This is a genomic window from uncultured Thiodictyon sp. (genome assembly GCF_903828115.1).
Taxonomy (GTDB): Bacteria; Pseudomonadota; Gammaproteobacteria; order Chromatiales; family Chromatiaceae; genus Thiodictyon.
The window spans coordinates 1-3,664 of sequence record NZ_CAIKKU010000710.1; the positions used below are offsets into that span (position 1 = coordinate 1).

General features: G+C 55.3%; 5 protein-coding genes. 2 read left to right on the top strand and 3 right to left on the bottom strand.

Annotation, left to right across the window (positions count from 1 at the left end):
* Both QZY48_RS26700 and QZY48_RS26705 read left to right on the top strand, forming a co-directional pair.
* On the top strand, positions 1-306 hold a 306-nt coding region (locus QZY48_RS26700), incomplete at its 5' end, for a hypothetical protein (protein ID WP_295436583.1).
* A gap of 191 nt (positions 307-497) precedes the next feature.
* Entirely contained in the window at positions 498-1,073 is a 576-nt protein-coding gene (locus tag QZY48_RS26705) for a hypothetical protein (protein ID WP_295436585.1), read from the top strand.
* A gap of 26 nt (positions 1,074-1,099) precedes the next feature.
* Here QZY48_RS26705 and QZY48_RS26710 read toward each other — a convergent pair whose 3' ends face one another.
* The 3 genes from QZY48_RS26710 to QZY48_RS26720 form a co-directional block, all read right to left on the bottom strand.
* The gene (locus tag QZY48_RS26710) at positions 1,100-1,927 is read right to left on the bottom strand and encodes a hypothetical protein (protein WP_295436586.1); all 828 of its coding nucleotides are present in this window, start codon (positions 1,925-1,927) and stop codon (positions 1,100-1,102) included.
* Positions 1,928-2,149: 222 nt separating this feature from the next.
* A complete protein-coding gene (locus QZY48_RS26715) occupies positions 2,150-2,806 on the bottom strand; it encodes a tetratricopeptide repeat protein (RefSeq protein ID WP_295436587.1) in 657 nt (218 codons plus the stop codon).
* A 250-nt stretch (positions 2,807-3,056) separates the two neighbouring features.
* A complete protein-coding gene (locus tag QZY48_RS26720; protein ID WP_295436589.1) occupies positions 3,057-3,563 on the bottom strand; it encodes a transposase in 507 nt (168 codons plus the stop codon).
* Between the last annotated feature and the right edge of the window lie 101 nt (positions 3,564-3,664).

The following is a 3,664-nucleotide window of genomic DNA, read 5'->3' on the forward strand; positions in this document are numbered from 1 at the left end:
CTGCTGGAACAGAACCCCACCGGAGACCCGATCATGCAAACCTTTATCGATCGCTACATTGAGCAAGGCAGAAAAGAGGGAATCGAACAAGGGATTGCGCGCGGTCGACAGGAGGGTTGGCGGGAGGGCAAACAAAAGGGTTGGCAGGAGGGCGAGGCCGCTATGCTCCTGCGGCTGATCGACCGGAAATTTGGTCCTCCGAGCGAGCCGGTGCGCGAACGCATTACCAGCGCGGATCCCGAAACCCTGCTGCGCTGGTCGGACCGTATCCTGACCGCGGACAGTCTGGACGCTGTGTTGCATTGAACGGCGTAGGCGAGGTGGTACGCCCCCCATTTTCTGTTTCTCTGTGCTAGAGCGGAAGTTGCAGTCTGCCAAAGGTTTGCGAATAGAGGCGTGATGGCGAGGCATAAGTCAAGACCTGACCCCGTGACTCCGTATCCTATGGTATGGGCGCAAGAACGATTTGGAGCCCGTAGGGTCCGAGGGGCGGAATTGTGATCAAGGCCCACAGGGGGATGAGAGCCATATTACGTCTCGGGTGGTTAAATATGAGAAGACTATTTCTGGTAGCGGCCTTTCTGGCTTCGACGAACGCCTCGGCCCAGACGCATTGCCTGCCGGGCGAGACAGTTCTCCTCAGCGGTCGGGTCGGCACGCTCACTGATGGGGGATTCAGGGGGGAAAAGATCCTGTCCCTGTGCGCCGACAGGTCCAGCCCCCCCTTCGACCAAGTCTCCTACCGCTTCGGCCCCCAGGGCGCGGTCGAGCTGGAATACACCGCGCCACGCGACGGCTTCTTCTTCGCCGACGACCAGTCTCCCCTGCCTCGAACGACGACATATTCTATCTATTTCCGGAAGGACAGGATCACCTATGCCGTAACCGAGTGCATGGGAGGGCTCTGCGAGCACCCAATGCCGAGCATCAAATTGATGGTCTTCGACGGCAAGAGGAAGATCGCCTCCCTCGACTCCGAGCCCGACAGATTTGAGGTCAACACCGACCTCTACGACATCAAGGGCCTGATCGTCAAGACGAGGAAGAGCGGATTGGACTACGACGAGAACTGACCCGGGTTGCTGCCGCTCAGCGGTGGTCATTCCAGGTCATCATCGTCGCCCTTGGGGCGGGCGCCGCCGAAAATTGCCACGCCTTCAGGCGTCAGATACGGCTTGAGCTGCTCCCATGGCACGAAGGCGACGTAGCCGCCCTCGGCATGAACGCCAAGCGCGGTTGCCGCGTAGTGGAAGGTCAGGCCCGAGCTCTTGCCGGCATCGGTCGAGGGTGTGAGTGTGACCGAGCCGAGCTTCCGGAGCGTCGGCTGGATGTTCTTGATCCAGTCGGTGTCGCTGTCGTCCCCGTCGAAGCGGGCCTTCTTCGCTATCTTCACCGTGGCGATGATACTTGCCGCGAGGAATTGCAGGGTCGGGCCGCCATCGGCGGTCTCATTGAAAAACGGACGGATACTGATGCGCTTGCCAGCGGTCCTGTCCCACAGGATGGTGTCGAGGTCGAGATCGGGGTGCGCACCGCCGGTCATCGTGGCATCGTTGCGGACGATGCTGACGTAGCGATTGCCGACCACCGAGCGCACATCGTAGCTGCGCTCCACGTACCAGCCGCCGCCGATGAAAGCGTCCGGTTGCTTGCGTTCCTTGGCGGCGTCCGAGCGGTACTGCTCCACCCATTTCTTGCCTTCAGCGACACAATTTGCGGCCAGCGCCTGGTCGGTCTGGATCTGCGGATCGAGCAGCACGGTGCCATCGAACATCTTGGTCGTGATTTCGAAGGACGGCTTTGGCTCGGGTTTCGGCTCCGCGGCCCACGCAGGAGAGAATAGCGCGCAGGCGAGCGCGATGACCAAGGGAATGACGGATAGGAAATTCAACCACCCGCGACCGGATATACCGCTGCTCATGTTCATGTTTGGTTCCTGACTGAAGTTTCAGGGTAGTGAAACTTAAAGGGCTATATGCGGAGCGCGCTCGTTCTGAAAGGCGAAACTCCACATGAAAGCAAGAATGGGACAGGGCGGAGCTTCATATGCTGGAGCGTTCACAATGGCGAGACTCCTCTTGTGGCGCCTGCCGTGAAGTATGAGCCGTACGCGCAGAGTGAGCCACGACTTATCCTTGCTCGATAGGCATTATTTCTTGGCTTTCTCGTTAATGATCTGCGCCCTCATGGTTTGCGCATCCGCGGCGGTCGGATTCATGGCAAGCAATTCGTCCAATGCGGCTATTGCCTGATCGAGTTGCTTGGTATTGGCAAGCATTGCTGCAAGGCTGAAATAGCCATTTTCAAATTTGGGGTCAATTTCGATGGACTGCCTGTAATATTCGATTGCCTTATCAAATTCCTTTTTGTTCTCCGCCATCACTCCGAGTGAATATACTCCGAGCGGAGACTTGGGATTCAACGCGATTGCATTTCTGAATGAGTGCTCGGCGTCTGCTGGATTGTTCAAATTAATATAGGCATTCCCTTGATTGATGTATGCGAGATCAAATTCCGGGTTCGCTTTGATCGCCATTTGAGCCCATTCCAATTCTTCTTTGAATTTCCCTTCTTTCCCGTAAAGACCGGCAATGCTATTCATGGCTTTTGCATTTTCGGTATCGATCTTTAATATCTTTTTGAATAATTCGATGGATTTACTGTATTGTCCGCTATCTTCCGCAGCAAGAGCCTGCCTGATTAGCGTTTCCACTACTTGAGCGTTAGCGTCCTGTTCTTGACAAAGCGCGTACGACGGTGCAACGGCGAGGATAAAAGTAAGGAGACAACGAGTGATCTTCTTCATATTGACTCTCCAGGATGGTGGCAACCTAACGACTAAGCATTCATACGTCTTGCGCGCCGCAGTGATCCCCGGTCGTGGCAGGCTGTCTGGCGCGCACTGAACTAATCCGATCCTGGCACGGTGCCTGCCGCCAACCAGGGACACCCTGGCGATAGGGAGTTGTATCCCCGTGGGCGGGAACGCCTGCCACAAGGATTACGGTGGGATTACGGTGACAGTTTGGATTACGGTGACAGTTTACTGAATGACATTAATCATCGTTGCGATCCCTTTTCTTGGGTCCTCGCTTCTGAGGTTTCAGTACGGTGCCTGTCATTTTTTCGACCTCTTCAATCCATTCTTCGCTGCCCAATGGCCGCCCCGTTGTTTCCGATTGTCGCAGGCTCTTGAATTCCGTTTCGTCTTCGGTACTTTGACCAAGGAGGGCGGCAAAGTCCCCATACCGTTCAAGAATGGGTGCAACCTTTGCCAGTTTATCGTCCTTGCCCGAAAGATGGGCGGCGACACTCGACCACCGCCAGTCTTGTGCCTGTTGCACAAGCTTGGCTCGCACGGGATTGAGAGAAACGTAACGTACCGCATAGAACAGATGTACTTCGTCCATCACCACCGATCCAAAGCGCCCCTGCCACAAATGACCAGTCGCTCTCAAGCGTGCATTGATATAGCCGGTATAGCGCCGATGCGCATCGGCAAAAGTCTCGCGCAAGCCGTCTTTATAGCGACTTAATGAGTTATCACGACTAACTTGCAGCATATAATGTATCTGGCAAATAGAAGAAAGATGTTACACGGCCAATATTCTGTTGCAGTGCCTGTAAGGCAGTCTGCAACTTAATCTTTAAATGAAGCTTACTA